The organism is Ralstonia sp. OTU4908 (assembly GCF_038440115.1).
Classification (GTDB): Bacteria; Pseudomonadota; Gammaproteobacteria; order Burkholderiales; family Burkholderiaceae; genus Ralstonia; species Ralstonia pickettii.
The window spans coordinates 1-24,329 of the sequence record NZ_JASATD010000052.1; the positions used below are offsets into that span (position 1 = coordinate 1).

Annotated in this window: 29 protein-coding genes, 2 pseudogenes and 1 riboswitch; of the genes and pseudogenes, 15 read left to right on the forward strand and 16 right to left on the reverse strand. The window is 64.7% G+C overall.

Annotated features, from left to right (window positions below; genetic code table 11):
• Positions 1–35 precede the first annotated feature (35 nt).
• Positions 36–812 (reverse strand): NAD(P)H-dependent oxidoreductase, encoded by a 777-nt coding sequence (locus AAHM38_RS23390; RefSeq protein ID WP_116576689.1) that lies wholly within the window; start codon positions 810–812, stop codon positions 36–38.
• 86 nt (positions 813–898) lie between these two features.
• Between AAHM38_RS23390 and AAHM38_RS23395 the strand changes: the two genes are divergently transcribed.
• Positions 899–1,792, forward strand: coding sequence for a LysR family transcriptional regulator (locus AAHM38_RS23395; RefSeq protein WP_116576690.1), 894 nt, complete (start codon positions 899–901; stop codon positions 1,790–1,792).
• Between the two features lie 23 nt (positions 1,793–1,815).
• On the opposite strand, the gene AAHM38_RS23400 is transcribed toward AAHM38_RS23395, so the two are convergent.
• A complete protein-coding gene (locus tag AAHM38_RS23400) occupies positions 1,816–2,073 on the reverse strand; it encodes a hypothetical protein (protein WP_257019762.1) in 258 nt (85 codons plus the stop codon).
• A gap of 91 nt (positions 2,074–2,164) precedes the next feature.
• A riboswitch (cyclic di-GMP riboswitch) is annotated at positions 2,165–2,245 on the forward strand.
• A 62-nt stretch (positions 2,246–2,307) separates the two neighbouring features.
• On the opposite strand from AAHM38_RS23400, the gene AAHM38_RS23405 reads away from it, so the two are divergent.
• Both AAHM38_RS23405 and AAHM38_RS23410 read left to right on the forward strand, forming a co-directional pair.
• Positions 2,308–3,162 (forward strand): spherulation-specific family 4 protein, encoded by an 855-nt coding sequence (locus AAHM38_RS23405; protein ID WP_116576691.1) that lies wholly within the window; start codon positions 2,308–2,310, stop codon positions 3,160–3,162.
• Positions 3,163–3,283: 121 nt separating this feature from the next.
• Positions 3,284–4,366 (forward strand): calcium:proton antiporter, encoded by a 1,083-nt coding sequence (locus AAHM38_RS23410; RefSeq protein WP_116576692.1) that lies wholly within the window; start codon positions 3,284–3,286, stop codon positions 4,364–4,366.
• A gap of 77 nt (positions 4,367–4,443) precedes the next feature.
• On the opposite strand, the gene AAHM38_RS23415 is transcribed toward AAHM38_RS23410, so the two are convergent.
• Complete coding sequence (locus AAHM38_RS23415) at positions 4,444–5,823, reverse strand: FAD-containing oxidoreductase (protein ID WP_116576693.1); 1,380 nt, start codon at positions 5,821–5,823, stop codon at positions 4,444–4,446.
• 187 nt (positions 5,824–6,010) lie between these two features.
• A complete protein-coding gene (locus AAHM38_RS23420) occupies positions 6,011–6,439 on the reverse strand; it encodes a hypothetical protein (protein ID WP_103519302.1) in 429 nt (142 codons plus the stop codon).
• Between the two features lie 199 nt (positions 6,440–6,638).
• Between AAHM38_RS23420 and AAHM38_RS23425 the strand changes: the two genes are divergently transcribed.
• Positions 6,639–7,148, forward strand: coding sequence for a DUF1697 domain-containing protein (locus tag AAHM38_RS23425; RefSeq protein WP_116576694.1), 510 nt, complete (start codon positions 6,639–6,641; stop codon positions 7,146–7,148).
• 16 nt (positions 7,149–7,164) lie between these two features.
• On the opposite strand, the gene AAHM38_RS23430 is transcribed toward AAHM38_RS23425, so the two are convergent.
• Both AAHM38_RS23430 and AAHM38_RS23435 read right to left on the reverse strand, forming a co-directional pair.
• The gene (locus AAHM38_RS23430) at positions 7,165–8,025 is read right to left on the reverse strand and encodes a c-type cytochrome (RefSeq protein WP_116576695.1); all 861 of its coding nucleotides are present in this window, start codon (positions 8,023–8,025) and stop codon (positions 7,165–7,167) included.
• Positions 8,026–8,104: 79 nt separating this feature from the next.
• Positions 8,105–8,296, reverse strand: a pseudogene (locus AAHM38_RS23435) (PLP-dependent aminotransferase family protein); the annotation flags it as partial.
• Between AAHM38_RS23435 and AAHM38_RS23440 the strand changes: the two are divergent.
• Both AAHM38_RS23440 and AAHM38_RS23445 read left to right on the forward strand, forming a co-directional pair.
• Positions 8,228–8,686, forward strand: a pseudogene (locus AAHM38_RS23440) (hypothetical protein); the annotation flags it as partial. The pseudogenes AAHM38_RS23435 and AAHM38_RS23440 overlap by 69 nt on opposite strands.
• Positions 8,687–8,764: 78 nt before the next feature.
• Positions 8,765–9,220 carry a lysozyme inhibitor LprI family protein gene (locus AAHM38_RS23445; RefSeq protein ID WP_116576696.1) on the forward strand — a complete coding sequence of 152 codons (456 nt, stop codon included), beginning with the start codon at positions 8,765–8,767 and terminating at the stop codon, positions 9,218–9,220.
• Between the two features lie 5 nt (positions 9,221–9,225).
• On the opposite strand, the gene AAHM38_RS23450 is transcribed toward AAHM38_RS23445, so the two are convergent.
• A complete protein-coding gene (locus tag AAHM38_RS23450; RefSeq protein WP_116576711.1) occupies positions 9,226–10,017 on the reverse strand; it encodes a 5'-methylthioadenosine/adenosylhomocysteine nucleosidase in 792 nt (263 codons plus the stop codon).
• 83 nt (positions 10,018–10,100) lie between these two features.
• Complete coding sequence (locus AAHM38_RS23455) at positions 10,101–10,787, reverse strand: DJ-1/PfpI family protein (protein WP_116576697.1); 687 nt, start codon at positions 10,785–10,787, stop codon at positions 10,101–10,103.
• 100 nt (positions 10,788–10,887) lie between these two features.
• On the opposite strand from AAHM38_RS23455, the gene AAHM38_RS23460 reads away from it, so the two are divergent.
• From AAHM38_RS23460 to AAHM38_RS23470, 3 genes are all read left to right on the forward strand, one after another.
• Positions 10,888–11,823, forward strand: a complete 936-nt coding sequence (locus AAHM38_RS23460) for a GlxA family transcriptional regulator (protein ID WP_004628094.1) — start codon at positions 10,888–10,890, stop codon at positions 11,821–11,823.
• Positions 11,824–11,965: 142 nt separating this feature from the next.
• Positions 11,966–12,124 carry a hypothetical protein gene (locus tag AAHM38_RS23465; protein ID WP_165835803.1) on the forward strand — a complete coding sequence of 53 codons (159 nt, stop codon included), beginning with the start codon at positions 11,966–11,968 and terminating at the stop codon, positions 12,122–12,124.
• On the forward strand, positions 12,121–12,354 hold the full coding sequence (locus AAHM38_RS23470; protein ID WP_179817489.1) for a hypothetical protein: 234 nt from the start codon (positions 12,121–12,123) through the stop codon (positions 12,352–12,354). Before AAHM38_RS23465 ends, AAHM38_RS23470 begins: the two co-directional genes overlap by 4 nt.
• Positions 12,355–12,383: 29 nt before the next feature.
• Here AAHM38_RS23470 and AAHM38_RS23475 read toward each other — a convergent pair whose 3' ends face one another.
• The gene (locus tag AAHM38_RS23475; protein WP_024974505.1) at positions 12,384–12,869 is read right to left on the reverse strand and encodes a winged helix-turn-helix transcriptional regulator; all 486 of its coding nucleotides are present in this window, start codon (positions 12,867–12,869) and stop codon (positions 12,384–12,386) included.
• Between the two features lie 117 nt (positions 12,870–12,986).
• On the opposite strand from AAHM38_RS23475, the gene AAHM38_RS23480 reads away from it, so the two are divergent.
• A complete protein-coding gene (locus AAHM38_RS23480; protein ID WP_116576698.1) occupies positions 12,987–13,901 on the forward strand; it encodes an alpha/beta fold hydrolase in 915 nt (304 codons plus the stop codon).
• 109 nt (positions 13,902–14,010) lie between these two features.
• Here AAHM38_RS23480 and AAHM38_RS23485 read toward each other — a convergent pair whose 3' ends face one another.
• The gene (locus AAHM38_RS23485) at positions 14,011–14,829 is read right to left on the reverse strand and encodes an enoyl-CoA hydratase (RefSeq protein WP_116576699.1); all 819 of its coding nucleotides are present in this window, start codon (positions 14,827–14,829) and stop codon (positions 14,011–14,013) included.
• Positions 14,830–15,093: 264 nt separating this feature from the next.
• Between AAHM38_RS23485 and AAHM38_RS23490 the strand changes: the two genes are divergently transcribed.
• Complete coding sequence (locus tag AAHM38_RS23490) at positions 15,094–16,020, forward strand: MASE4 domain-containing protein (protein WP_116576700.1); 927 nt, start codon at positions 15,094–15,096, stop codon at positions 16,018–16,020.
• Positions 16,021–16,051: 31 nt separating this feature from the next.
• Here AAHM38_RS23490 and AAHM38_RS23495 read toward each other — a convergent pair whose 3' ends face one another.
• The 4 genes from AAHM38_RS23495 to AAHM38_RS25735 form a co-directional block, all read right to left on the reverse strand.
• Positions 16,052–16,969: a DMT family transporter gene (locus AAHM38_RS23495; protein ID WP_179817488.1), complete on the reverse strand. Its 918-nt coding sequence runs from the start codon at positions 16,967–16,969 to the stop codon at positions 16,052–16,054.
• A gap of 141 nt (positions 16,970–17,110) precedes the next feature.
• Positions 17,111–17,563 carry an addiction module antidote protein gene (locus AAHM38_RS23500; RefSeq protein ID WP_103519311.1) on the reverse strand — a complete coding sequence of 151 codons (453 nt, stop codon included), beginning with the start codon at positions 17,561–17,563 and terminating at the stop codon, positions 17,111–17,113.
• Positions 17,564–17,568: 5 nt separating this feature from the next.
• On the reverse strand, positions 17,569–17,865 hold the full coding sequence (locus tag AAHM38_RS23505; protein ID WP_103519312.1) for a type II toxin-antitoxin system RelE/ParE family toxin: 297 nt from the start codon (positions 17,863–17,865) through the stop codon (positions 17,569–17,571).
• A 56-nt stretch (positions 17,866–17,921) separates the two neighbouring features.
• On the reverse strand, positions 17,922–18,269 hold the full coding sequence (locus AAHM38_RS25735) for a GFA family protein (RefSeq protein WP_445677828.1): 348 nt from the start codon (positions 18,267–18,269) through the stop codon (positions 17,922–17,924).
• A 229-nt stretch (positions 18,270–18,498) separates the two neighbouring features.
• Between AAHM38_RS25735 and AAHM38_RS23510 the strand changes: the two genes are divergently transcribed.
• Positions 18,499–18,675 (forward strand): hypothetical protein, encoded by a 177-nt coding sequence (locus AAHM38_RS23510; RefSeq protein ID WP_220482410.1) that lies wholly within the window; start codon positions 18,499–18,501, stop codon positions 18,673–18,675.
• Between the two features lie 559 nt (positions 18,676–19,234).
• Positions 19,235–19,834, forward strand: coding sequence for a hypothetical protein (locus tag AAHM38_RS23515; RefSeq protein WP_116576702.1), 600 nt, complete (start codon positions 19,235–19,237; stop codon positions 19,832–19,834).
• 15 nt (positions 19,835–19,849) lie between these two features.
• Here AAHM38_RS23515 and AAHM38_RS23520 read toward each other — a convergent pair whose 3' ends face one another.
• Positions 19,850–22,021, reverse strand: coding sequence for a PTS sugar transporter subunit IIC/EAL domain-containing protein (locus AAHM38_RS23520; RefSeq protein ID WP_116576703.1), 2,172 nt, complete (start codon positions 22,019–22,021; stop codon positions 19,850–19,852).
• Between the two features lie 285 nt (positions 22,022–22,306).
• Here AAHM38_RS23520 and AAHM38_RS23525 point away from each other — a divergent pair, with 285 nt between their 5' ends.
• Both AAHM38_RS23525 and AAHM38_RS23530 read left to right on the forward strand, forming a co-directional pair.
• Positions 22,307–23,377 (forward strand): FUSC family protein, encoded by a 1,071-nt coding sequence (locus AAHM38_RS23525; RefSeq protein ID WP_116576704.1) that lies wholly within the window; start codon positions 22,307–22,309, stop codon positions 23,375–23,377.
• Between the two features lie 240 nt (positions 23,378–23,617).
• Positions 23,618–23,761, forward strand: coding sequence for a response regulator transcription factor (locus AAHM38_RS23530; protein ID WP_257019760.1), 144 nt, complete (start codon positions 23,618–23,620; stop codon positions 23,759–23,761).
• A 338-nt stretch (positions 23,762–24,099) separates the two neighbouring features.
• On the opposite strand, the gene AAHM38_RS23535 is transcribed toward AAHM38_RS23530, so the two are convergent.
• On the reverse strand, positions 24,100–24,329 hold a 230-nt coding region (locus AAHM38_RS23535), incomplete at its 5' end, for a hypothetical protein (protein WP_342234329.1).

Genomic DNA, 24,329 nt, shown 5'->3' on the forward strand with positions numbered 1-24,329 from the left:
ATTCGAAATTGTAGCGCTTGCTGCCCAGGCGAGGTCTAGGCGAGATGCGCAGCGAAGCCCGATTTTTCAGGCGCGATCTCAGCCCGCAGGGTGAGCGCCGGAATATCGTAATCACCGGCATTCTGCCGACGGAACGGAATCGGCGCAGTGGTGAACAAGGCGTCCAGTCGCTCGCCCAGCGCCTGCGTGATCCGCGCAAAGCGTGCGTCGTCCATGCGGCCGGTGCGGTAGTTCACGAATGGCGGCACCACGTCAAAGCCGGGGTAGTACAGGATGCCATGCTGGATCGGGAACAGGATGTCGTCGATCGGACCATTGATGCCGCGCGGGCTGTAGTGCGACTCCCAACCGCCCGTGGTGACGATCAGCATGGCGCGTTTGCCGGCGAGCGTTCCTTCGCCGTAGCGGTCACCCCAGTGGGTGTCGGAATGCTCGCCAACGCCGTAGGCAAAGCCATACGCATAGACGCGCTCGACCCAGCCCTTGAGGATGGCCGGCATCGAGAACCACCACAGCGGAAACTGCAGGATCACGGCGTCGGCCCATTGCAGCTTGGCTTGTTCGGCAGCAATGTCATCGGCTTGCAGGCCGTTCTCAAATGCGTGTTTGGAATCGAGCGACGGATGGAAATGCGGACCGACCGGCCCAACGGTGCTGTCGCTTGCATCCAGCGCGGCCTTCCATTGCATGGCGTACAAGTCCGATACCTGCACGGTGTGGCCGGCGGCTTCCAGACGCTGGACGGCAAAGTCCTTGAGGGCGCCGTTGAGCGACTTGGGTTCGGGATGGGCGTAGACGATCAGGACATTCATGGTGGCAACTCCAAATAAGGAATGGCTCCAGAATGCGGGCCACCCAGGTATATTGGAAATGAATAGTTCATATTCCAGGCATAGCCATGAATAATCTCAGACGGTTGGACCTCAACCTGCTGGTGACGCTCGATGTGCTGCTGACCGAGCACAACGTTACGCGCGCGGCGGAGCGGCTGAACTTTTCACAGCCCTCGGTGAGCGTGCATCTGGCCAAGCTGCGCGACATCTTTGGTGACCCGCTGCTGCTTCCCGGCCCGCGCGGAATGCGCCCCACTGCCCGCGCCGAAAGCCTGCGCGAACCGCTGCGGCTGGCGCTAGAAGCGCTGGAGCAGGCGATCGCGCCTGCCAGCCCGTTCGACCCGGCACAAGCCATCAACACGTGGCGCGTGGCCGCCACGGATTACGGCGAATCGACCATCGCACTGCCGGCGCTGAACACGTTGCGGTCAAGCGCGCCGGGCACGCGGCTCGCCATACTGGAACTGGTGCCCGCGCGCATCGAAAAGCAAGCCGAGCAAGGGGAGATCGATCTCGCGTTCCACACCTCAGACGGCGCACCGCCCGGCCTGCGCCGCCGTGCGCTCTTCAACGAGCGCTACGTGCTGATCGGACGCGCAGGGCACCCTCGCCTGAAGCGCAAACCGACACTTGCGCAGTTCTGCACGCTCGATCACGTGATCGTGTCGCCCGATGGCGGCGGCTTCTTCGGCGTGACAGACGAAGCCCTGGCGGCAGCTGGTGCCACGCGGCGCGTCGTGCTGTCGGTGCCGCACTTCCTCTTTGTGATGACAGCGGTGGCGAGCACTGACATGGTGGCCATGCTGCCCGAGCGGCTCGTGCGCGGCGCCAGCGCGCTGCAGGTGGTCGAACCGCCGGTGGAGGTGCCAGGCTATGAGATGTCGATGCTGTGGCATGAGCGCATGCATCGGGACCCCGCGCACCAGTGGTTGCGAGACGTGATAGCAGGCGCCACCTGAAGAACCGCGCCGCCGCCGTTACCCTACTTGCACTGCTGCTTGTTGATCGAGACGTCGCTCAGGTCGGCAGCGGTGGAGAGCACCGGCACGTCCGGGTCGCCGGCAGCCGCCATTGCCGCGTTCAGGATCGCCGGGGCCTGAAGGTGACCAGCCTCGCCGCTGGAAAAGCGCTGCTGCGCCGATTTCGGTGCGTCGTACATGCCGTTGCACAACAGCGCCTTGCGGATGTTCGGGGGCGATGGTGGATGGCCGTGGCAATGCGCAACGTGGGCTGCCGACAACGCTTCGCATGGCTGCCAGCCCCTTTTGCGCAATCTCCGTTTGCCGGGCCGGCGCGGCCCCGGTAGAGTCTCTTTTCAATGGGTTCTTACCCAGAGGTCTGGGCAAAACCGGAGTGATCCGGCGACGCAAAGCTATAGGGACTTCGCTGAACGAAGTCAGCCAGTTGCCCGCCAACCCGCAACGGGAGCGGGCCTGATGACGCACGCACAGAATGGCGTGGTCGGGGGCACACAATGAAAACGATACAAACGGGGGGGCGTTCGCCCGCATCCGCCACGCTGGCCGTGGCATCGCAAGAGGGCAACGCAAAGCGCAGGTTCGCGCGGGCCGCCTATGCAGCCTTCGCGCTGGTGTCCGGTGCGCTGATGGGCGCATCGCATGCGCGCGCTGAAGGGCTGCTGGTGCCGTCCTACATCTACCCGGCGGGCACGGGCGCCACGCAATGGAGTGCGCTGGCCACCGCGGCAACGTCGGTACCCACCACGGTCATCCTCAACCCGAACAGCGGTCCTGGCACCACGCAGGATGCCAACTATGTTGCCGCCGTCGCCAAAGTGCGTGCTGCAGGCGGCAAGGTGATCGGGTACGTGTCCAGCTCGTACGCAAACCGGCCGTTGTCGGCCGTGGTGCAGGACATCAACACCTACCAGGCGTTGTACCAGGTCGACGGCTTCTTCATCGACGAGATGACCGCCGATAGCACAACCGCGCATATCCAGTTCTATCAGTCGGTCTACAACTACATCAAGGGGTTGTCGCCCAACTACACAGTTACGGGCAACCCCGGCACCAATGTGCCGGAGATCTATGCCAGCCTGCCGGTGGCAGACCAGCTCGTCGTATTTGAAGACAGCGCCCGGCACTACGCCAGCTATGCGCCGCTGGCGTGGCAGGCCAACTATCCGACGGCACGCTTTGCGCACATCGTCTACGCGGCGTCGGCCGCGCAGATGCAAACGTTCGTTCGCAACGCGTCAGGCAAGGGCGCTGCCGCCGTCTTCATCACCAACAAGACGTTGCCGAACCCGTATGGCGCGCTGCCGACCTACTGGAGCCAGGAGGTGTCGGCCACGGCCGTCGCCCCGTGATGGCGCTGGTATGAGTTACGCGATATGTGCGGGCTGAGGCTCCGCACATGCTTTATATTCGGGCCACACCGCATCCCCCTTCGCCGCATGCCGGCGTTGAGGCAACAACAAGGAGAACCCCGTGGCCCTTTCTTCCAACAAGCTGCCCCCTTGGACAATCGCCGCGCCGCTGCTGGCCTGGGTGGTGCTGGTGGGCGGCTCGTTCATGACGCCCCCGGGCTGGCTGATCGCGCTGATGGCGCTTGCGCTGGCCGGTGCCGTCTTCGCCGCCGTCCACCATGCCGAAGTCGTCGCGCACAGGGTGGGCGAGCCCTTCGGCACGCTCGTCCTGGCGATTGCCGTGACGGTGATCGAAGTCGCGCTGATCGTATCGGTGATGCTCTCTTCGGGGCCAGAGAAAGCAGGCTTGGCGCGCGACACCGTGTTTGCCGCGGTCATGCTCATCTGCAACGGAATCGTGGGCGTGTGCCTGTTCGTGGGCGGCCTGCGTCACCGCGAGCAAGCCTTTCAAGCGCCGGGCGCCACCGCCGCGCTGGCCGTGCTGGCTGCACTGGTCACGCTGACCATGGTGCTGCCCAATTACACGAGTTCCACGCCGGGGCCGGTCCTGACGTCGTCGCAGCTGGCCTTTGCCGGCGTGACATCGCTGGTGCTGTACGGCTGCTTCGTCATCGTGCAGACCATCCGCCACCGCGATTACTTCCTCGTCGACAACGCCAATGAAGACGTGCACGCGCCGCCACCGCCCGCCCGCGTGGCGGCGCTCAGCGCGGTGTTGCTGATGGTGTCGCTGGTGGCCGTGGTTGGGCTGGCCAAGGTGCTGTCGCCTTCGGTGGAAGCGGCCATCCTGAATGCCGGCGCACCGCCCGCCACCGTCGGCATCGTCATCGCCGCGCTGGTGTTGTTGCCGGAATGCCTGGCCGCCCTGCGCGCCGCCAATGCAGACCGCATCCAGACGAGCCTGAACCTCGCACTGGGCTCGGCGCTGGCGAGTATCGGACTGACTATCCCGACGGTGGCCGCCGTGTTCATCTGGATCGGCCGACCGCTCGAACTGGGTCTGGGCCCGAAGGAAATGGTGCTGCTGTTCCTGACGCTGATCGTGTCGTCGCTCACGCTGGGCAAGGGCCGCACGACCATCCTGCAAGGCGTGGTGCACCTGGCGATCTTTGCAGCGTATCTGTTTCTCTCGATCGTGCCCTGAGGGGCACGCACGCTAGCGGATCGATGTGTGGGGCGCCTTCCAGGCGCCCTTCTTTTTTTCAGGCGCCACGTCTTGCGTTATTGCACGGGCTCCATGCTTTGCAGCAAGGTGGGAATCAGCTCCGACACCGTGGGGTGAATGTGCATGGCGCGGCTGATAGTGGTGTACGGCGCCTTGGCATACATCACGTCGAGGAGCGAATGCACCGCCTCGTCGCCGCCCACCCCGAGAATCGACGCGCCCAGGATTTCGTGCGTCTGCGCGTCGACCACCACGCGCATGAAGCCCTGGCTCTCGCCCTTCTCTACCGCGCGGCCGACCCGCGTCATCGGGCGGTTGCCGACCAGCAGCGTGCGCCCCGATTGCTTCGCTTCCGTGAGCGACATGCCGACGCGTGCAAGTGGCGGGTCGATGTACATGGCGTACGCCTGGATGCGGTCCGACACCTTGCGCGGGTCGCTATCAAGCAGATTGGCCGCGACGATCTCGTAATCGTTGTAGGACGTGTGCGTGAAGGCGCCCCGGCCGTTGCAATCGCCCATGGCCCAGATGCCGGGGACGTTGGTGCGCAACTGCTCGTCCACGCGGATATTGCCGCGCTTGTCGATTTCCACGCCGGCCTTGTCGAGGCCCAGATCATCGGTATTGGGCACGCGCCCGACGGCCATCAGCAGATGCGAGCCTGACACCTCGCGCGCGCCGCTGCCGCACTCCAGGCCGACCACGACACCGGCGCCGTCGCGCCGCACGCTCAGGCAGTCGGCGTTGACCTGCACGTCGATGCCTTCGGCTTCCAAAATCTCGCGCACCGCCCGCGATACGTCTTCGTCTTCGCGCGCGATCAGGCGCGGACCTTTCTCGACAATCGTCACGCGCGATCCAAAGCGGCGAAACATCTGGCCGAACTCCAGCCCGACATAGCTCCCGCCAATCACGACGAGGTGCTCGGGCAGGAAGTCCACATCCATCATGGTGGAGTTGGTCAGAAACGGCACCTGATCGAGCCCCGGCATGGGCGGCACCAACGCCCGGCCGCCGACATTGATGAAGATGCGCTCGGCTTCGAGCAGTTCGTCGCCGACGCGCACCGTACGCGCACTCTCGAAGCGGGCGTGGCCCTGAAAAACCGTGCCGTGCTCCAGGCCGCGTAACCATTGCTCGACGCCGTGGCTGGAGCGGCCGGAAATTTCATCCTTGCGGGCCTTTACGCGTTGCATGTCGACGGTGACACCGCCGTCGATCACCACGCCGTATTCGGCCGCACGCTGCGCCATGCGCGCCGCATAGGCGCTGGCCACCATCGCTTTCGTGGGAATACAGCCGGTGTTGACGCACGTACCGCCAAAGCGGCCGCGCTCGATGATGGCCACCGTCATGCCGGCGCCGGACAGGCGCGCAGCCAGCGGCGGGCCGGCCTGTCCGGTGCCGATGATGATGGCGTCGAAGCGTTGCGTCATGGCGCTCTCCTTCGTGTGCGGGCCGGTCGCGGCCGTCTCGCTATGGTAGGCGGCGCACGCGGCAACAGCGAGTCACGGCAACAGGAGTTTCGGACGCGCCGGGCAACGAACGCAGGCAGCGCCGTCGCCGGAAGGAAAGCAGGAAGTCGGCCGGTGCGCTCAATGGCGAGCGCACCGGCGCATCACATCAATGGTGGTGGTGGTGCTTGCCATGGTGACGGTAGCCCCGGTCGTCGCGGTCGGAATACGAGTTGCGCTGGACGTTGCCGCCCAGTGCTGCACCGGCGCCGCCACCCAGGCCGGCGCCAACGATGCCGCCCGTGTGGCCGCCCATGGCATTGCCCGCAGCCGCACCTACGCCGCCGCCCAGCGCGCCGCCCACGATGGCGCCCTTGCGCTCGCGGCCGTTGGCCGTCAATGCGCCGCCCGCGCCACCGCCGATCGCCCCACCAACGATGGAGCCGGTCTGCCCGCCGAGCGCACCGCCCACGGCCGCCCCGCCGGCACCACCCAGCGCGCCGCCCAGGGCATTGCGCAGGTCATCCGCCGCTGCGGGCAAAGCCGTCAGGCCGGCGAGCGTTGCCACAATCAGGGCGGGTGCAATTTTCTTCAACATGGTGTTCTCCTTTTGCGCAAATGCAGGATGCGGCACTCAACCAACACTGAGGGAGCCGATCCGGGCTCGATGATTCGGGGCGAAGAATACAAGTCGCACAACAGGGCGGGTTAAACACATTCGTCAATCTCGTAACAGAATGTTGCGGACCGGAGCACGCCCGTAAGCCGTTGATCAGGCAGACAGAACAGGAGAACCCCTGCCCAGTTACATCGCCTTCCTCCGTGCCGTCAACGTTGGCGGCACAGGAAAACTGCCCATGGCCGAATTGCGCGCGATGTGTGAATCGATCGGGCTGACCGGCGTACGCACCTACATTGCCAGCGGCAACGTGGTCTTTCGGAGCCGCCTGGCGGAAGCGACTGTCAAGGCGAGGCTGGAACGCTGCCTGGAGGACTACGCCGGCAAACCCGTGGGCGTGCTCGTGCGCACGGGCGCCGAGCTGGCGGCGGTGCTGGAAGGCAATCCGTTCAAGACGGCGGCGCCCAACCGGACGGTCGCGATTTTCCTGGATACGCCGCCACCCGCCGATGCCTTGGCCGCTGCCACCGGCCGCCGGACGGAAGAAATGGCCTTGGGCACCCGCGAAATCTACGTGCACTACGGCGACGGCATGGCCGATTCCAAACTGAAAATCCCCGCCGCCAAGACGGGGACGGCGCGCAACATGAACACCATCGCCACGCTGGTCGACTGGGCGACCGAATAGCGGCCCTAAGCGCCCGTCATTGCGCTGCCGACTTGCGCTTGGTCATGTGGTGAAAATACGCCAGCAGCTCGTTGAGCTGCGCATCGGACAGCGTCTTCTCGTCGATGCCGGCCATGCGTGCGTTTGGCCACCAGCGCAGCGATTGCGGATCGCGGATCAGGTGGCGCAGCTTTTCGTCGCCCAGATATTCCACCGGGCTGTACGGCACGTTCAGATCGGGGCCCAGGTTGGCATCGCCGGCGCGATTGAGCGTGTGGCACGAGAAGCAGACGCGCTGGAACGTGGCGAAACCGCGCATGACCGGGCCATCTGCAGGCAACCCGGCAGCCGGGCGGATGGCCGCAAAGCGCTCGCCGGGCAGCGCGGCAATGTCGATACGCACGATGCTGTAAGTCCACAGGCTTTCGTTCACCACCGACGCCTTGGCCGGCGGCGCCGTCCAGATCAGCCGGAACGGGCCGATGTCCTGGCCTTTGAGCGTCGGCCACGGTGCGGCGGGGTCTTCCACGGCCAGCCAGGCGCGGGGCCCGTCGGCGCGATCGCCCAGCAGCAAGCGCATCGGCAGGTGCGATACGTAGCCGTCGCTGGCGGCGGTGGTGGCGCTGGCCTCTGGGCTGACAGTCTGCCCGCGGAACAGCGCCGTCACCGGGATCGCCTTGAAGGTCAGGCGGTGCTTCAGGTTCTGGTCTTCCACGGTCACGCTGGTCAGGTGCGGATCGTGCAGCAATGCATCGCGCGACAGCGTGCGGTGCTCCGTGCCGATGTTGACGCTCAGCGTCGCACCGTCATCAGGCGCATCGGCCGCATGGGCGGCGTTGCCGAACGCTGCGCATGCGCAGAGCGTCCACCCGGCGATCGTCGCAAGCCAGTTCTTCATAGGGTCTCCTGTCGGGAAATTGGGCCATTTCGTTGCGACGAGAGTGTAGGCAAGCGCACGAGGTTTGGCACGGTTTTCGTTATCGATCCACCTGCGCTTGCACGCGCTGCCTGACAGTCTGCAATGCGGCGTCGAGGCGGTCGGGCGCAACGGAGCCAAGCGCCAGCCGCAGCGCATGCGGTACCTGCTTCGACGTCGCAAACGGCTCTGCCGTGGACACGGAGATGCCATCCTCCTGCAGCGCCACGGCGACGCGGTCGGCAGCGGCATCCGCACGCGCGATGTGGTGTCCGATCCGGCCTTGATGGCGCGTCTGGCGCTCGATCCGTAACGCCAGTTAATCGGGGCGCACTGCTCAGGGACGTTGGTATTGGCCAAGCTGGGGCTGCTGGGCAGCGTCCCGGCCTGCACGGACCTGACCACCAAGCCGTGGGTGCAGGAAGCCGGCGTAGAAGTGCTGAACCAGCCGTTCTATGCCAACGGCAATGTGGCGACGGCGGGCGGGTACTTTGCTTCGCCGTACCTGGCGGCATGGGCGATTGCACGCACAGAAGGCATTGAAGCCGCCACAGAAGCGGTGCACTACGTCGCGCCCGTCGGCGAGAAAGAAGCCTACGTGGAAAACGCCCTGCGCAACCTGCGGCCTCACCTGCCTGGTTGATCGCGGGTGTGTGGGCGAGCCGATAGACTGGTACGCCCCCCCTTCACGCATCGCAGACATGCGATCAGGAGTCACTTCTTGAACACGCTGACGACACTGAAGACGCTCGCCTTTCCCGTTGCCGTTGTGCTGCTGACACACAGCGCCGGCACATTTGCAGCCGAGAGCCTGGCCAACGGCATCAAGCGCCGCGCACCCCAGGGCATTACCACCAGGCTCTATGCCTGCGTCGACAAGGCGCCGGACAACGCCGACGCGATCGGCGCATGCCTGTCTGCAGAGAAGGCCGCGCAGAATGAGCGCCTCGACCGTACGTACAAGACGCTGCTCGGCACATTGAACGGCAAGGCGAACGACGCACTGGTGAGTTCAGAGCAGGCGTGGCAGGACTTCCACACCAGAACAGCGGCCTTTGAGACCGCCATCTACGGCAAGGGCAAGCTCGACGATCTGCAGCGCCTGGAGAACGAAATCTTCCGCCTGAGCGAGCGCGCCAACGCACTCGACAAGTATCTGGCCGCGAAGGGTCATTAAGCCGTTCAGGCGCCAGCGGCCGTCGACAGCCATTTGCGCAGGATGGCCACGGCGTAGCGTGAATCCACCTGGGTGATGAACTGCGCGAAGTCCACGCTGGCCGCGTCATCCGCGCGGTCGGAAATCGTGCGGATGGCGGCAAATGGCACACCCCACTCGTGGCACACTTGCGCCACCGCGGCGCCTTCCATCTCGACGGCCAGGGCATCCGGCAATGCCGCCCGCAGCACCGCGCTTTCCGCCGAGGTGCAGACAAAGCGGTCTCCGCTGACGATGAGGCCGCGATGCACCTGCGGCGCCGCAATTCCGAAGGCCCGCATGACATCCGGACCGAGCAGCGCATGCGGATCAGCCAACACGGCGCCGGCGCTTTCCAGCAATCCGTTGGCGAGCGACGTGTCAGCGCGGAAGCGCGCCATGCCGGTCAGCGGAATCTCCCAGCGCGGGAATAGCGGCGACGCGTCGACATCGTGCTGCAGCAGTTCTTCCGACACCACGACGTCGCCCACGGCCACGCCCGGAGCCAATGCCCCCGCCACGCCAGCAAACACCACGGCGCGTACGTTGAAGTGCGTGATCAACACGGCAGTGGTGGACGCCGCCGCCACTTTGCCAACACGCGACAGCACCACAACCACAGCATGGCCGTCCAGCCGGCCGGTCCAGAAATCTCGGCTGCCAATGTGGATGCACTGCGCGTCAGACAGCCATGTCAGCAATTCGTTGATCTCTTCATGCAGGGCAGCAACGATGCCGATCGGACCACGGGCGTTGGGTTGGGAAGACGGTGTGTTCATGCAGAATGCGGCGCCAGTCTGGAGCGTGGATACGTCGAAAGACGTCATTGTCGCCGCAATCCGGCTCCGGCCGGCGCCGGCGCTCAGAGGCGCTGCGCCGCCCGCTGCACGGCGTCATGGCGATCCGCACGCAAACGATCCAGCCGCGACGTCACTGCTGCAAGAATCTCCGGTGCCGCACGTTCGGGGCGGCCGCAATCGAACGGCGGCGCGGGGGCATATTCGATACCGAGCTGCACGGCCTGCGCATGCTCGGCACCGGCAATGTCAGCCATGACCGTCAGCGCCATATCGATGCCCGCGGTCACGCCGCCGCCGGTAATGAGGTTGCCGTCACGCACTACGCGGGCTTCGTCCACGGTGGCGCCAAACGCGGGCAGCAGGTTGCGCCATGCCCAGTGGCAGGCCGCGCGCTTGCCCTGCAGCAACCCCGCCGCGCCCAGCACGAGCGAGCCGCTGCAGACGGACGTCACATAGCATGCGCCGTCGGCCAGGCGCCGCACCTGGCGCACGAACTCTGCGTCTTCCATGGCTTCGATCACGCCGAAACCGCCGGGCACGCAAATCAGGTCAGCATGCGGAATTTCCGCCAACCGCTGCACGTTCGAGATGGTGAGACCGCCATCGGCATGGATCTCACCACCGGCTGCGGAAGCCACCACGCATTGCGCGCCGGGCAGCCGCCAGAACACCTCATGCGGACCGGTGAAGTCGAGCTGGGTGACACGGTTGTACAGCGCAAAGACAACGATGAATGGGGAAGTCGTCATGGTTCGGCTCTCCTGAAAGTGATGTGATGGCAGGTTGACGCTTAACAGGATCGCGCTCTATCGTGTTGGCAGCAATGACCAGTCTCCCACTTTTTCTGCCATGGCCCACCGCATCGCTGTGCTCATCTTTCCGGACTTCCAACTGCTCGACGCTGCGGGGCCGGTGGCGGCGTTTGAAGTTGCCAGCCGGTATCGGGACGACCACTACGCGCTGCGCACGGTTGCCGCGCAGGCCGGCCTTGTGCGCAGTTCTTCCGGCGCGCGCTGGGATGCCGACGCCCTGCCCCCGGCCAGCCAGGTCGACACGCTGCTCATTGCCGGCGGCGACGGCGTGGATGCGGCCATGGCCGATGCACGCACGCGCCGCTTCGTGCAGCGTTGCGCAGCCCGCGGGGCGCGCGTCGCCAGCGTGTGTTCGGGCAGCCTGCTGCTGGCCGCCACGGGCTTGCTGAACGGTCGGCGCGCCACCACCCACTGGAGCCGCAGCGAGCAGTTCGCGCGCGCGTTCCCGCAGGTGCAGCTCGAACCGGACCACATCTACGTGAACGACGGCCCAATCTGGACCAGCGCCGGCATCAGCGCCGGCATCGACCTGGCGCTCGCGCTCATCGCCGAAGACCTGGGCGAGCGCCTGGCACGCGCGGTGGCGCGGCAGCTGGTTGTGTACTACCGCCGGCCCGGCGGGCAGTCGCAGTTTTCGGCGCTGAATGAGATGGATTCGGCACGCGGCCGCTTCAAGCCGCTGCTCGACCACGTGCGCCGCAACCTGGGCGCACCGCACCGTGTAGGCGATCTGGCCGAGCACGCCTGCATGAGCCCGCGCCATTTCGCCCGGGCGTTCCAGGTCGAAACCGGTCTCACCCCCGCAAAAGCCGTGGAAAAATTGCGCGTTGAGGCGGCCCGCGCCGCGCTGGAAAGCGGGGCCGTCTCCATGCAACGGGTGGCCACCGAGTGCGGATTTGGCGATACCGAGCGCATGCGCCGCAGTTTTCAGCGATTGCTGGGCGTGCCGCCGTCTTCGTTGCGCGCACGGTAAGAGAGCAAACACCCGCGTCACTCCGCCATTTGGCTTCCTCAGGCCTGAACTTTGCGTCCGTGCTGCAACGCCGCCCGACACCGACAAGACAGGGCGCAAACCACGCACACAAGGAACCTGAGGAGCCAAGGAGGAGATGCGTATGGACACCCGGGAAATGCTGGCCATCGTGGGCGTCACGCTGGCCGTGATCACGGCGTACTCGCTTGCCCGCGATCTGACCGACGAGCCGCTGGGCCTGCACGCGCCGCAAACCGGCCTGATGCACATGCAAGCGCAGGTGAGCGCGCCGCATCGGTGACGCGCACCGCGCGCACAGGGCAACCCGCATTCCTGATCGAATGGCCGCGGCGCCTGGTAGAAACCATCGCGTCGACCTCCGCCTGCATGGCGCCGATGCGCCCTACAGCGGCGCCTATGCCGATGCCGCGCTCGACCGCTGGGCCGATCGCATCCGCTGATAACGATAAAAAGGTCGAAGCGCCTTCCGATACCCGGCGCCTGCTCGAACGGCTGGGTCTTGCCGAGTGAAACGGCGGCTCGCGCCTGAGCGCTAACGCTCAGCCCGCCTTCGCCCGCTGGCGCTTCGTCGGCCTGATGGCCGATGGGTGGACGACCACCGTATCCTCCGGTGCCAGCGCGCGCCCGTCCTGCGCACGGAGTTCAAGGCGAGGCACCGGCTTACCCGTTGCCTTGTCGACGAGTACAACGTGCGCCTCATCCGGCGCAAAGCAGAACGCTTCACCCCACTGCCGCAGCGCCACCAGCAGGGGAAACAGCGCGCGCCCTTTCTCGGTCAGCACGTAGTCCTGATACGCGCTGCCGTCGGACGCCGGCACCGTCTCGAGAATGTCGTGCGCAACCAGGTTGCGCAGGCGCACCGCCAGGATGTTCTTCGACAGTCCGAGACTGCGCTGAAACTCACCAAAGCGGCGCAGGCCGTCAAACGCATCGCGAACGATCAGCAGCGACCACCCGTCGCCAATGGCGTCCAGCGGCCTGGCGACACCGCAAAGAGAATCCGCGTGGCTTGTACGTTTGACCATCTGTATCGCGCATACCGTGCGCGTCCTCACATTCAACGTGGTTGCAATATAAAACCTCGACTGCTATAACGCAATGGTTTCAATTTGCAACTACATTGGGCAAGGAGGAAACACGGCATGCGCGTTGATACGTTCAATGGGATGTATCCCTATCCCCCCCGCTTTACCGATGCACCGGGCTTCTCGATGCATTTCGTCGACGAGGGCCCCGCCGATGGCGAAGTCGTGCTGTGCCTGCATGGCGAGCCCACATGGGGTTTCCTCTTCCGGCACCTTATCGCGGCGCTGCGCGACACCCACCGCGTGGTGGTGCCCGACCACATGGGCTTCGGCAGGAGCGAAACACCGCCATCACGGAGCTACTGGCTGCAAGACCACATCGACAACCTCGAGCGCTTCGTGCTCGCGCTGGACCTGCGCGATATCACCCTGGTCATGCACGACTTTGGCGGCCCAGTCGGCATGGGCCTCGCGTCACGTCATCCGGATCGGGTGCGGCGCATTGTGAGCGTCAATGGGCCGACGCCGTTCGGGCAGCCGACGCTAGGTGAACGCCTGGCCGCCAATGCCGCGGTGTCGCCGTGGTTTCAGTGGATCGTGCGGGCGGAATCCGAGGGGCGTCTTGAAGCCGTGCTGGGTGAGCTCGGCTTCAATATCCTCAGCACCTTGAAGCTCAACGGTTTTGAAGACCACGGGCTCATCAGCGATACGTGGTTGCTGGCGTACGGGGGGTGCTTTGCGACGCCGGCAGACGGCGCGGGTGCCATCGGCTGGGCCAAAGGCTTTGCTACCGGCGCGCATCGTTTTGAAATGCCGGACGCCGCAACGCGCCGTGCCATCGCGACCAAACCCGCCATGGCGATCTGGGGCATGGCCGATCGCACGCTGCATGCGGAGCATTTCCTGCCGCTCTTCAGCGAGCTGTTTCCGGATGCGCCAGTGCATCGGTTGCCTGGCGTTGGACATTACAGCTTGGAAGACGCGCCCGATGCGATTGCCGATCGCATCGCTACGTTTCTCGCGCAAACGTGATGGCGTCGCATTCGCTGGCTGCCACCCAACCGCGTATCCGGCACCCGAGCGCAGGCGCCGCTCAGTCGCGATGTCCGGGCACGGCCGCCCGACCCCGCCCCGACAGCGCCTACGAGCGCCAGCGGGCGGGGCGTTTTTCCAGGAAGGCATCGATGCCCTCGCCGGCGTCTTCTTCCATCATGTTGCGGGCCATGACATCGCCTGCGTAAGCATAGGCATCGGCAAGCGCCATCTGCCGTTGCCGGTAGAACATCGCCTTGCCATAGCGGATGGCGGTGGGGCTCTTCGACACGATGTCCGCCACCTTGCGGGCAACCGCGTCATCCAGGTCCGCCGCCGGCACAGCCTCGTTGATCAGGCCCCAGTCGGTCGCCGTGGCCGCATCGATAAAGCGCCCAGTCACCAACATGTCGAACGCGCGCTTGGCGAGCACGTTGCGCGATAACGCCACCGCCGGCGTCGAGCAGAACAGGCCGACGTTGATGCCCGACACCGCAAACCGCGCCGCATCCGAGGCAATGGCCAGATCGCAACTGCCGACCAACTGGCAACCCGCCGCCGTTGCCACGCCATGCACGCGCGCGATGACCGGCACCGGCAGCGCCTGAATGGCCTGCATTACCACGCTGCAGCGCACAAACAGCGCCCGGTAATACGCAAGCTCCGGCGTGCCGCGCATTTCACGCAGGTCGTGCCCGGCGCAGAACGCCTTGCCCTCGGCGCCAAGCACCACGCAGCGCACCGTCGCATCTTGTGCAATGTCGTCCAACACGCGCTGCAGCGCATCGAGCATGGCTTCAGACAACGCGTTGAACTGCAGGGGCCGATTCAGCCGCAGGGTGACGACGCCGTCGTGGTCGTCGCGCAGAACCAGTGCGTCGTTCGTGGCGGGGGTTGCCGTGGCGGCAGTGGTGGAATGAGGTTGCATGCGCACTCCTTTGCGGGGCGGTGCCGTGGGGTGGCCACCAGTCTATTCCCGCACAGCGCAAGCCGCACTCGGGCGTTCCCCGTAACACCCTGCTGGCCGCCAGCGGTACCAGGCCTGAAAGTTCTACCCCTTCGCCGCGTTGACATCGGGCAGGCCGCTGACTATCACGCGTCTATAGCAGGGGTTGCACCCGGGCTGCGCAGTCGCACAGCAAGTCACACACAAGCGAACGAGTGACAGAGTCACCGCAAGGGGGCCAACGTGATGTCGGAAACGCTGGACATGCAGCGAGGCTTGTTGCTGAACCTCTCGCCAGGACGCCGGACGTACTGGATGGCGCAGGCAGTGGCCATACTGTCGCTGGTGGTGCTGGTGTCGGCCGTGCCGTTCGCCAAGGTGCAGTTGGCGCAACTTCCATCGTTCGTGCCGATCTACGAATCGGCCCTCATCCTCAATGACCTCATTACCGCCGCGCTGCTCTTCGGGCAGTTCGCCATCACGCGGTCGCGCGCAATGCTGGCGCTCGCCAGCGGCTACCTGTTCACGGCCGCCACGGCGGTGGGGCACCTGCTGTCATTTCCGGGGCTGTTCGCATCCGGCGGCCTGCTGGGCGCCGGGCCACAGAGCACCGCCTGGATCTACATGTTCTGGCACACGGGCTTTCCGCTGTTTGTCATCGCTTACGCCGTGCTCAAAAGCCGCGAAGAGCGCGAGCCCGGCCGCTTCCCAGTCCACACGCTGACGCGACAAACGGCGCTGGCCACCGTGGGGGCCGTGCTGGGCGCGTCCATCGCCTGCGTGTTACTTGCCACCGTGGGCGATCACCTGCTGCCCACCATCATGGCCGCCAACCGCTACACGCGCACCATGGGCATCGTGGCGGGCGGCACGTGGTGCTTTTGCGTGGCTGCGCTGGTCGCGCTCTGGCGCAGCCGCCCGCACCTGACGCTCGATGTCTGGCTGATGGTGGTGCTGTGCGTGTGGATCTGCGATGTCGCGCTCAGCGCCGTATTCAACGGCGGGCGGTATGACCTGGGGTTCTATGCCGGTCGCATGTTCGGGCTGTTGGGTGCGAGCTTTGTGCTGCTGCTGTTGCTGATCGAGAACACGGTGCTGCACTCCCGGTTGGCCGCGGCGCGCGCGGAACTCAAGCGGCTGGCGGCGGGTCATGTGGGGGATGGGGAGCGGTGACGCATCGACGCGGTGATGCGGTTGTGCCGCGCTACGCCCGCAGCACTTGCGTGTCCCGTGCCGGCATCGACATTGCCGCCACCCCCACCACCACACACGCCAGCCCGATCCACGCTGAAGGCGGCAACGATTCCCCCAGAAACACCACGCCGATCGCTACCCCGATCGGCACGCGCAGATAGGCCTGCGCAGTCGTACCGATCGCGCCGAGCGTTTGAATGAGCCGGAAGTAAATGGCAAACGCGAGGGCCGTAGAGAACACCGCCAGCGCCACCAACGCCATCAGCGAACGCGCAGAAGGCTGAAGTGCCCAAGGATGATCCACAAGCAGACTGGTGGGCGTCAGCACCAACGCGCCCATCAGCAACGAACCGGTAGCAGGCGCCGCAGGGTGCAGCCCCTTGAACGACCGGCCGTAGATGGCCGCGCCTGCGTAGCACGCCGTGGCCGCCAGGATGGCCAGTTGCGCAACGAGCTGGCCTCCCAGCCCATCGAGCGCGCTCGGCCCAATCACAAAACACGTGCCGACAAACCCGGCAATCACGCCGACCAGCTTGCGCAACGACACCGATTCGTGCCGCGTAACGAACGCCGTGGCCAGAAACACCATGACCGGCGATGTGGAATTCAGGATGGTCGCCAGACTCGCCCCCACCGAGCGTTCGGCCCAGGCGATGAGCGTGAACGGCACGACGCTGTTGAGCAGCGCCTGCACGCCGAAGCGCATCCAGACCTGCCTGTCTCGGGGCATGCGGATATTGCGGCTGCGCATCCACGCCAACAGCAGCGTCGCCGCGATCAACGTTCTGGCGGCGATGAAGGTGAGCGGCGGAATGGTCTCCACGCCCACCCGAATGAACGTGTACGACGCGCCCCACAAGGTCGACAGCGTGAGCAGCAGGGCCAGATCAGTGACGTGGCTGGATGCGGGCGTGGTGGTATGCGGCACGGAGTGCCCTCCTGTTTGGCGGTCAGACTGCCGCCACGTGATACAGGAGGATCGTAGCGAGGCTGGGCGTTGGGTGTGCGGGAAACGGTTTGGTGTGGGGCGAAGTGTGGGCGTGGGGCAGCAGACGCACACAGACCGTTGTTAAGTTGGGATGACCTTTCCGTGTCCCGTTGCAGAGCCCCGCTTGGTACGAGTCGCGGGCTTCTTGCTTGTAGGCTTGTTTGCACCACCATTTCGGGACGCGCTCACCTTTGCACCTTTCGCTTTGGCGTTGGCCCCACGCTTGCCGGACTCCACATTCTCTTTGGATACGGCGGGCTTGGCCTGCAAGTGCAATCCAAGTGCCTTCATGACCTGCAGTACCGTCGAGAACGCCGGGTTCCCCTCTGCGCGCAGTGCCTTGTATAGGCTGGTACGTCCAAGGCCTGTTTCTTCTGCAATTTGAGCGATACCCTTCGCTCGAGCGATCACGCCGATCGACTCCGCAATAAAAGCGGCATCCCCCGTTTCGAGCGCCGCTGACAGAAATTCGGCCATGGTCTCTTCACTGTCCAGGTATTCGGCAGCGTCAAACTCTCGCGTTGCGATGTTCATGGTGCTCACCCTTCAATCTGTTTGGCCATTTCTCTGGCCTTATTGATGTCTTTGCTCTGGGACCCCTTGTCACCTCCACAAAGCAAGATATACACGGTGTCGCCACGTTGCGTGTAGTACACCCGGTAACCGGGACCGTGATCGATCCGCATTTCGCACACGCCTTCCCCGACAGATTTCCAATCACCAAAATTTCCGCTCCTGGCGCGCTGGATGCGGGAAGCAATGCGGGCGCGAGCTAATTTGTCAGCCAAGCCTTGAAGCCAATTGGCGAATGTCTCGGTCTCATGGATCGTATTCATTCGCAAAATTGTATCCGATAGGATACAGAAAAACGTTGCAAATTGTCGAGTCCCTATTAGCGGGGCAACGCTGCGCCGCCGGTGCGGCGTTGACACATGGTGCAGTGACAAACGTAGAAGGTGAGCGGATCAGCGAGGAGCTGAAACTTGACGCTGCCGCAGAGGCACGCGGCTGGGTAGGGGGCATGAGGTTCACCGGCAAGCCGTGACACCGAGGCTGTCGGGCAGGAGAATCCGGCTCGACGCTTTGTAACTGCAAACTGAGGAGAGACCAACTTGCAAACGGGGCATAGCGCGATGGATAGCACCACAACGTGCCGGCCAAGATAGAGGACATCCCTGGGCTCGGCCGTCTCTACGCACCTACCGGCAATGCCGCTGTGCCCCATGTGCTCGTGCTGCATGGTTCAGAGGGCGTATGGTCTGGGTTCGCACATCTGCAAGCGGCCATCTTCGCGGCCAGCGGTATCGCTGCACTACCGTTTGGATATAGCGTCGGTGGCAATCTTTGGAACGCTGGCCTGATTGAAAACGTCCCGTTGGACCGCACCGCCGCCGCGCTCAATACATTGCGGAGCCGCCCCCGGTCGACGGGCAAAGTTGGCGTCTACGGCGTTTCGCGCGGAGCCGAGCATGCACTGCTGGCTCGCGGTCCTGATGGCAACCGACAGCACCCTGCATGCACCGGATGCGGTGGCTGTGCACGCACCCCCGGACGTGATATGCGGCGCGTTCGACGCCCGCGAGTGGAGAGACCCCGGCGACCCGGGTTGGCAGGCGTGGGACCCTGCGCGGCGAGCATGGACCTGAAAAGGCAGTTCAGAAGCATTCATGCCGTCCCAGCCGATTGCAAGCGATTGGTATCCAGGTCCGCTCCTGATCAGCGCTGGCGAGAAAGACACAACACGGTCATCGAAGATGAGCAAGCGGCTGTCCGAACGATATGCAGCCGGAGGAGTAACGGCAGAGCAGCTGCATTTTTCCGGAAGAAAGGCACATGGTGTCGGCCAAAGCCACAATGCTTCGGGATGAGGAAATCTCGGGCTTCTTTATGCAACACTTGGCATAGCGATGCGGGTGACATTGGATGCGTGGCTCGGAAGCATAAGAACCGCAGGCACCGTGTGCGATCCGTCAATGGCACTCCTGCAGTCCACGACATCATTCACGCAGCGGTTGCCCAGCACCGCTTGTGCCGTCACAGGCAAGCCAAGCTGTTCCGTCATCTCTTCGGCTTAACATCCAGAACGCAACGCAACACAACACAACAACGCACGTTTCAAAGGGGTAGGAGTTGTCGAAAAAGATCATCTCTGTGGTCTTGGCCTGTGCTTGCAGCATGAGCCAAGTAGCCTTCGGACAAATCTCAATGGAAGCGCCACTGACAGACGCGCCCCAAACCGAAGCACTCCAGGCGGAAGTCCTTCAAGCGGGCACACTGCAAGCGGAAGCACCCATGCCGGAAGCACCGCAAGCGCAAGCGTCCAGCTCCGAGCCCGCCCCAAGGGCGGAGCCCGTCGTCAAGGTCGAACAAAGCTATTGGGCGGCTGAAGGGCTGAGCGCGCGGATGCGCAAGGCGCGCACGATCACGCTGTATTTGATGGACCCGGCCCTGGCGTCGCTCAAGGCCGTGGACGAAGCGCAACTGAAAGACGCCGGATGCGAATACAGCACCGAAGACGCCGCGCTCATCGCCAACTTTGCCGAGTCCGTGGAAAGCGCCAGCGTGCGCAGCAACTCGTTCGCGCTGCAGTTCGAGCCGCGCGAAGCCGTCTACCTGGCGCTGGGCGGCGGCAGCGAGATGAAGCTGCTGTTCGAGAAGCCCTACCCGAATCAATCGGAGATGCTCGGGCAGATCAACGGTCAACCCGTCACGGTCAACAAGAGCCTGGTGGAAGGCCTCTATCGATGGGCTGCGAAGGTTGGCCGCGTCCGTCGTTGCGAGAGCTTTGTGGGCAAATACCGTTAAGCCACGCACGCGCTCTCAAAGCGCGTGCACCAACGGCCGCAGGTTGGCGTCCAGCACAAACTGCTGACAAACGCTCGGCGCCAGCGGGCGGCTGAAGAAATACCCCTGAAACCGTTCACAGCCCAAGGCCGACAGGCGCTCAAGCTGCTGCGCCGTCTCCACGCCTTCCACCACCGTCGACAGGTTCAGCGTGCGGCTCAGGCTGGCAATGCTGCGCACAATGTGTTCGTTGACGCTGCCCGCGCTCACGTCGGCCAGCGAGCGGTCGATCTTCACGGTATCCAGCGGCAGCTCGCGCAGGTAGTGCAGCGATGTATGGCCCATCCCGAAATCGTCGAGCGCGACTTTCACGCCGGCCTCGCGCAGCTGCTTGAGGTTGCCGATGGCGGTGATATCCGGCAGCAGCATCGTCGATTCAGTGATCTCCAGTTCAAGCTGGGTGGGCGACAGCCCTTCGCGACGCAGGATGTCGAGCACGTTCCGGTACAGCCTGCAGTCCAGCAACTGCCGAGGTGAGAGATTCACGGCGACCACGAAATCGTCCGGCAAGACACCGCGCCAGGCCGCGCGCTGCTGACACGCAAGCGACAGAATCCGCAGGCCCAACTGATCGATCTGGCCAATGTCATCAGCCAGCGCCACAACGATCGGCGGGGCCACGCGCCCCAGCACCGGATGCTGCCAGCGCAGCAGCGCCTCGGCGCCGAACACGCGCCCGGTGGAGCAATCCACCTGCGGCTGAAACTCCAGGAAGATCTGCCCGTCTTTCTTGATGGCGCTTTCGAGATCGCTGGCCAGCGCCACCGCCATGCGGCCTTCGTCGCCGGGCAGGTCTAGACAGCGCCGGCCCTTCAGGCTCACCTCGGTCGACTCGGCAATCTGCAGCAAAGACGCAAGCACATCCTGGCTGCGCCGTGCGGACAGAACATCCGCCATGCGGACAAACGGCAGGTAAATCGCCGCCCCCACCACCAGGCCGATGAGCTGGACCACCGCGCCCCACACCGAGCCCGTAGCCGCATAGCCGCTGAACAGCGCCGGCGTGGTCCACGCCACGGGGTAGCTGGTCTTGGGCATCAGGTCGGCAACGGTGGCCGCATAGGCGATCAGGATCTGCACCACCGGCGTGAGCAGGAACGGAATCGCATAGACCGGGTTGAGCACCAGCGGCAGCCCGAAGAGCAGCGGCTCGTTCACGTTGAACAATGCCGGCAGCATGACGACCAGCGCCATCTTGCGGCCGCGCGGCATGCGCCTGGAGATGAGCAGCGCCAAGATCAGGCTGAGTGTGCCGCCTGAGCCGCCCATGCGCGCGAACACCGCGAAGAAGTGATAGGTAAAGATGAACGGCGGCTGGCCACCACTGGCAACCGCCGCCGCATTGGCCTGCGCGGCGGGCTCCAGGATGTGCTGGTGCACCGTGTACAGCGCGTTCGGCCCGTGGATGCCGAACAGCCAGAGCACCTGCGCCGCCGTCTCATAGCCCAAACCAAACAGCAGGCTGTTGGAGACTGCCGAATACGGCCCCGCCGGCAGCGTGTCGACTATTGCCATGAAGTGCAGCCAGCCCGCCCACGCCATGCCGGCTTTGAGCAGGGCAAACGTCAGGATCGTCAGCATGCCGGCCGGCACAACCGACAGCACATCGCCCACCAGCAGATCGTTGCTCAAATGGTGAGACGGAATGCGCAAACGCCGGATGCTGCACAGCTTGAGAAACAGGCTGCCGCCCAGCGACGCCACCACCAACGCGCCAAACAGCCCCTGCCCCAGCGAGAGCCACGCCATCAACGATGCGTTCGCAGCCGGCGCGATGAGCGTAAAGAAGCACGACACCACCACCACGGCCGCCACGGTGGGGTTGACCACGCGGTGCCCGGCGCGCTGGTTGTGCAACTGCGCCAACACATCGGCAAACCCGAACAACGCGACCAGCGAGCCGATGCCGATCGTGCCGGCCAGCACGCTGTCGCAAAAGGCATCCAGCCGCGTGCCAAAGGCCTCCAGCAGCAGGTAGCGCATGCCGGCGGTGGGCGGGTTGCGCAACAGCAGCGCCACCGCGCCCACCATGATGAGCGGCAACGAGAGCGCCAGCCCGCGCCGAATGGCAATGAAATACGGCCCGCGGTCGAAGCGCTCAGCGGCGCTCAACAACCTCAGCCAGGGCGATAGCGCCTGCGTCGTCATAGGACTCGATCTTGTTCGAGGTGGATCGGCAAATCCCGGGGCAGCCCGAAGTGTTGCCTATGGAGCTACGAATCCTAATCGACATGACTCGGCACGCACTTAAGCGCCATTTTGCGCAATACGCAAAATGGTCACCGGCCCATGGCAAGCTTTGTGCAATACCTAGGGGAAACCCGAGGCCTTACCGTGCCGGTTGCCTCCAAAACGCACCACGGCAAGGCATCGGCCCCAACTTGGCGCCCATCCTGTGTACGGCACGCCCCAGAATCTGCAACGATCTTGCTTATGTCGATTTCCATTCGTGCACCCCGCACCGTGAAACTGCCTGCACCCTTTCTTTCGCTGCTCCGCCTTGTGCGCGATCCGCACCGGCGCTATCGGCATGCGCGGTACATCCATGGCACGCGCGTCGGCCTGGGCGTGCTGCTCTCCATTGCCGTCACGTCGGGCTTTGGTTGGCCGCATGGGGAGTGGGCCACCATCTCGCTGCTGATCGTCATTGCCGGCCTGCAGCACCACGGCAACATCCGCAAACGCGCGGCAGAGCGCGCGTGGGGCACCCTCATCGGCGCCGTGGCGGGTCTGCTGCTCATCGTCCAGCAGACGTGGCTTGGGCATCTGCCGCTCACATACGCACTCACGGCCATCGCGTGCGGCGTCTGCGCGTATCACGCAATCGGCAAGGGCGGCTATATCGCGCTGCTGGCCGCCATCACGCTCGTCATCGTGGTCGGCCATGGTGACAACAACCTGCTCGACGGCGCCTGGCGCACGCTCAACGTGCTGGTGGGGATTGCGATTGCGCTGCTGTTCTCGTTTGCACTGCCGCTGTATGCCACGTACTCGTGGCGCTACCGGCTGGCCGAAGCATTGCGCGAATGCGCCCGGGCGGTTGCCGGCCTCGGCCAGCCCGGTGAAGCCTCGAGCGAGCGCAGCAAGCACCTCGGCAAGCTCAATACGCTGCTGGTGCAATTGCGCTCGCTCATGCCATCGGTGTCCAAAGAGATTGACGTGCCCCTGGAGCGGCTGGAAGACATCCAGCGCAGCCTGCGCATCTGCATCAGCACGCTGGAACTGCTCAACGCAACGCGCGGGACGTTGGGTGCGCCGCCTGCAGGTGCCCTGCCCGGCGTGGGCGCCCGGCGCACTCGCGACACGTTGATCGGCATGTCGCGCGCGTTGCGGTTTGGCACGCTGGCGCGTCTGGCACGACCCCGCGCGGCCGACTCCGCCGAGGTAAGCCATGCCCCCGGCACGCCCACGGTGGAAAGCGCGCTGGCCGAAGGTTTTGCCAACGAGATCGAGAACCTCCGTCAGCAACTGCTGGCGATTGCGCCGCAGTGGAATATCGGGTGAAGCAGGGGCGCCCGGCTAGGCGCGCCCCTTGCGAGTTGCCCTGGCTGTGGTCGCGACCAGTGCCGAGCAATGCCGCATCACCTCACCGGGCCAGCGCCGCAAACTCCACAGCACTCAATGCGCCAGCTTGAACGCGGAAGCCCTGGATGCGGCCGTTGAACGATGGATGGCCCCCATCGCTGCCCAGGAAGGCGATCTGGTCGCCAACCTGGCGCGGCGACAGCTGGATGTCGTCAGAAGATGGCGTGCGGCCGCTCGAACTCCCAGATTGCGGAACAGCACATCAGCGTCGAAACCGTCAAAAGCCACATGCGCCAACTGCTCGTGCGCATGGGGGCACGAAACCGCACGGAACTGGCAACGATTTATCAACGCAGCCGGTAGGCGGGCCACGACTGGGTGCAGGGGTGGTGACGAAAGGCGCCGAATGCACGCCTGCGCGCGAACACGGAAATACTGATACGCCCCTCTGCCCCCGGCGCTCGACTGTTTCAGGTAGGCACGCGTCTCCCCGCACTCGCGCGCGAGTGTTTGAACTCGAAAATTTGAATGTCTGCGAGCGGCGCTCCGGTGTTGGCGCTCGGCGTATGGGCCTCGGACCGTGGCGGTCGGGCCTTTGAGTGTCGTGCGTAGCCCGTTGGGCTGGGTACATATGGGGCTGGGCATTGTGCCCTGGCCTGGCGCCCCCGCCGTCCCGGGGTCGCTTCGCTGCTATTTTTCTTTTATTTCTGCTTATTCGCACGCGCCAGCACGTGCAGAACATCCCACCGGAACAGATCCACCGTCACGCCATCCAGCGAGCTAAGAATGAACGCCCCGATCGCGTCCATAAACCCGGCCTGGAATTCGAGTGCCTTGTCCTTGACGTAGACCTGCTTATGACAGCGCAACGTCTGTGGCTCGAACTTACGGTGCATCTTCATATCCATCCGCGCCTTGTGCAGATACTCCT

Bases quoted from the DNA above. Each gene is read 5' to 3' on its own strand.
- AAHM38_RS23505 (WP_103519312.1), bottom strand. From the start codon at position 17,865: ATGAATACGATCCATGAGACCGAGACATTCGCCAATTGGCTTCAAGGC.
- AAHM38_RS23430 (WP_116576695.1), bottom strand. From the start codon at position 8,025: ATGAAGAACTGGCTTGCGACGATCGCCGGGTGGACGCTCTGCGCATGC.
- AAHM38_RS23500 (WP_103519311.1), bottom strand. From the start codon at position 17,563: ATGAACATCGCAACGCGAGAGTTTGACGCTGCCGAATACCTGGACAGT.
- AAHM38_RS23515 (WP_116576702.1), top strand. From the start codon at position 19,235: ATGGAAGCGCCACTGACAGACGCGCCCCAAACCGAAGCACTCCAGGCG.
- AAHM38_RS23455 (WP_116576697.1), bottom strand. From the start codon at position 10,787: ATGACGACTTCCCCATTCATCGTTGTCTTTGCGCTGTACAACCGTGTC.
- AAHM38_RS23520 (WP_116576703.1), bottom strand. From the start codon at position 22,021: ATGACGACGCAGGCGCTATCGCCCTGGCTGAGGTTGTTGAGCGCCGCT.
- AAHM38_RS23490 (WP_116576700.1), top strand. From the start codon at position 15,094: ATGTCGGAAACGCTGGACATGCAGCGAGGCTTGTTGCTGAACCTCTCG.
- AAHM38_RS23460 (WP_004628094.1), top strand. From the start codon at position 10,888: ATGGCCCACCGCATCGCTGTGCTCATCTTTCCGGACTTCCAACTGCTC.
- AAHM38_RS23415 (WP_116576693.1), bottom strand. From the start codon at position 5,823: ATGACGCAACGCTTCGACGCCATCATCATCGGCACCGGACAGGCCGGC.
- AAHM38_RS23475 (WP_024974505.1), bottom strand. From the start codon at position 12,869: ATGGTCAAACGTACAAGCCACGCGGATTCTCTTTGCGGTGTCGCCAGG.
- AAHM38_RS23450 (WP_116576711.1), bottom strand. From the start codon at position 10,017: ATGAACACACCGTCTTCCCAACCCAACGCCCGTGGTCCGATCGGCATC.
- AAHM38_RS23525 (WP_116576704.1), top strand. From the start codon at position 22,307: ATGTCGATTTCCATTCGTGCACCCCGCACCGTGAAACTGCCTGCACCC.
- AAHM38_RS23530 (WP_257019760.1), top strand. From the start codon at position 23,618: ATGGCGTGCGGCCGCTCGAACTCCCAGATTGCGGAACAGCACATCAGC.
- AAHM38_RS25735 (WP_445677828.1), bottom strand. From the start codon at position 18,269: ATGCAGCACGAGCACATGGGGCACAGCGGCATTGCCGGTAGGTGCGTA.
- AAHM38_RS23465 (WP_165835803.1), top strand. From the start codon at position 11,966: ATGGACACCCGGGAAATGCTGGCCATCGTGGGCGTCACGCTGGCCGTG.
- AAHM38_RS23405 (WP_116576691.1), top strand. From the start codon at position 2,308: ATGAAAACGATACAAACGGGGGGGCGTTCGCCCGCATCCGCCACGCTG.
- AAHM38_RS23390 (WP_116576689.1), bottom strand. From the start codon at position 812: ATGAATGTCCTGATCGTCTACGCCCATCCCGAACCCAAGTCGCTCAAC.
- AAHM38_RS23395 (WP_116576690.1), top strand. From the start codon at position 899: ATGAATAATCTCAGACGGTTGGACCTCAACCTGCTGGTGACGCTCGAT.
- AAHM38_RS23480 (WP_116576698.1), top strand. From the start codon at position 12,987: ATGCGCGTTGATACGTTCAATGGGATGTATCCCTATCCCCCCCGCTTT.
- AAHM38_RS23485 (WP_116576699.1), bottom strand. From the start codon at position 14,829: ATGCAACCTCATTCCACCACTGCCGCCACGGCAACCCCCGCCACGAAC.
- AAHM38_RS23510 (WP_220482410.1), top strand. From the start codon at position 18,499: ATGCACTGCTGGCTCGCGGTCCTGATGGCAACCGACAGCACCCTGCAT.
- AAHM38_RS23420 (WP_103519302.1), bottom strand. From the start codon at position 6,439: ATGTTGAAGAAAATTGCACCCGCCCTGATTGTGGCAACGCTCGCCGGC.